The 2,521-nt window shown below is 72.3% G+C and carries 1 protein-coding gene; it reads right to left on the bottom strand.

What is annotated here, in order from left to right:
• Positions 1 to 2,521: two-partner secretion domain-containing protein (locus AC27VN_RS38685; protein WP_490880100.1), on the bottom strand; the 2,521-nt coding region annotated here is incomplete at both ends.

Raw genomic sequence — 2,521 nt, forward strand, 5'->3', positions numbered from 1 at the left:
CAGCGCGCCGCCGAGCACCAGTTCGCCGACCGGCTGGCCCGCGGTGCCGGCCTGGTAGGCATTGGCGGCCAGCGCGATGTCGCCGCCGCGGCCGCCCTGCACGCTGTGGTCGGCGCGGTAGATGGCGCCGGCCGAGGTGTCGAGCACCGCGCCCTGCGACAGCACCACGTCGCCGCTCGACTGCACGCGGATGCTGCCGCCCGCCACGAAGGGCACGCCCGCCGTGCCCGCGCGGTCGAGCGCGAGGTTGGACCACAGGCCGCGCGCATCGAGCAGCACGTTGTCGGCGATCTTCACGCCGGCCGCGAGCTCGGGCTTGAGCGGCGCCGCGAGGCGGTCGACCCAGCCGAGGCTGGCGCTCCACTTCTGGAACACGTTGCCCAGCGCGATGCTGCCGCCGCGTGCTTCGAGTCCCGCGTCGACCTGCACTTGCGTGGCATGCAGCGCGATGTCGCCGCCCGGTGCCACGCGCACCGCCTCGCGCACCGTGATGGTGTCGGTGGCATGCAGGCGCAGCGCGCCGAGTTCGAGCGCGTCGAGCCACCCGGCGTCGAGGTGGAGGTCCTGCCCCTCCTCGGCCGCGCCGCCGATGGCGATGCGCTGCGCCACCGCGTCCTCCATGTAGCGCAGGCCCTCGGTCGCCTTGTCGTAGACCGGCGTCTGCTTGCCGACGATCAGCTGCCCGCGCAGCGCCACCGCGGTCTGCGCCTGGCGGTAGCCGTCGAAGGACTTGTCGCGCGCCTGCGTCTGGCCCTGGCCCTGGAAGGCGCTGGTGTCGATGTCGCCCTCGAGCGTCGCCTTGGCCGTGGCCACCACGAGGCGGCCCGCGTCGCGGCCCACCGTGTAGCCGTTCTCGAGCCGTTCCTTGGCGCCGATCAGCGGGTTGTAGAAGGCGTCGGTCACGCCCCAGCGCTTGTGCTCCGATTCGAAGCCCTTGTACAGGCCGGTGTAGAGCAGGTCGCCCGGCGCGCGCGAGGCTTCGTAGAGCCGGCCGTCCGAGCCCTTGAGCCAGGTCTGGCGGATCTTGCCGGTCTGCACGTCGAGCGTGCCGCCCGCGAGGTTGATGCTCGAGCCCTTGTCCGTGCGCAGCTCGCCGCCGCCGAACTGCACCGTGCCGCCCTGCGCCGACCATTCGCCGATGCCGTGGCCCGCGATGCCGAGGTAGCCGCCGACCTCGAGCAGGCCGCCGGCCGTGTACCAGCGGTCGGTCTCGTAGCCGTTGGTGCCCGCGGGCACGCGCACCAGGTAGCGGCGGTCGAGCCAGATGTTGTTGTTGAACAGCGCGCGGCCGTCGCGGTTGCGCGGCGCGTCGCGCTGCTCGTTGCCCTGCACGTTGATCTCGACGTTGTTGGCCTCCATCGCCACGCGCACGCCGACCGCGCCCGCCACGTCGATGCGCGCGCCCTCGCGCACGCTGCTGCGCCTGGCGGCGTCGACCAGCACCTGGCCGCCGGTGGCCAGCGTGAGCGAATCGCCGAGGAACTCGACCTCGCCGCCGCTGGAGATGCGCACCAGCGACTGGTCGCGCCGGTGCGCCACGCCGTCGCCGGCCTTGTCCGAGTCCTTGATCATCGCGTTGCGCTGCACGTCGAGCGCGGTGGTCGCGCTCTCGTCGAGCAGGATCGCGGTCACGCTGCCGGCCTCGAGCGTCACCTTGCCCGCGGCGTCGGCCGTGTCGTTGAGCAGGTGCACCGTGCCGCGCGTGTGGACCGAGGTGGTCGACACCGCCACGCCCTGCTGGCGCACGTCGCGGCCGGTGAGCGTGATGTCGCCCTGCTCCGCCTGCAGCAGCCCGGTGTTGCGCACCAGCCCGGCGGCGCTGCCCTCGAGGCGCAGCGGCGTGATGGTGTTGCCGCGCGTGGTCGAGGCCTGGTTCTCGTCGGTGCCCAGGCCCTTGCGGATCACGAAGGCATCGCCCGCGGCCAGCATGACCTGGCCGTTGGGCGTGCTGATCTGGCCGTGGTTGTGCGCCTCGCGGCCGGCCAGCAGCACGTAGCCGCCGGCCTCGGTCACCGTCTCGGGGCGGCGCGTCGCGATGCGCGCGCCGGCCTCGACCACCACGTCGCCCGTGGCCGCGCCATGGCTGAAGCTGTTGGCCGTGGTCTGCAGGTCGTTGGCCAGGCTCGGAACGAACTTCGTGCCCTGCGCCTCGCTGTACAGCCCCTTCTTGAACTGCGCATCGCTCATGCCGACGGCCGAGGCCACCAGGTTGCGCGTGTCGACCTGGCTGCTGCCGCTGAACACGATGCCGTTGCGGTTGACCACCATCACCGTGCCGTCGGCCTGGATCCGGCCCTGGATCTGCGAGGGCCGCGCCTGCGGATCGTTGACCCGGTTGAGCACGGCCCAGCTCGGCTGCTGCTCGAACTTCAGCGTGGTGTTGCGCCCAACGTTGAAGGTCTCCCAGTTGAGGATCGCCTGCGGCGCGGTCTGCGCGATGGTCACCTGCGTCTGGCCGCCGTTGTGCGATTCCACCGGCGCGTTGGCATTGGCCCAGCCTGCCGTGAGGCTGGCAGTGTCC

Source organism: Variovorax sp. 20P10.2.4, from assembly GCF_058244205.1.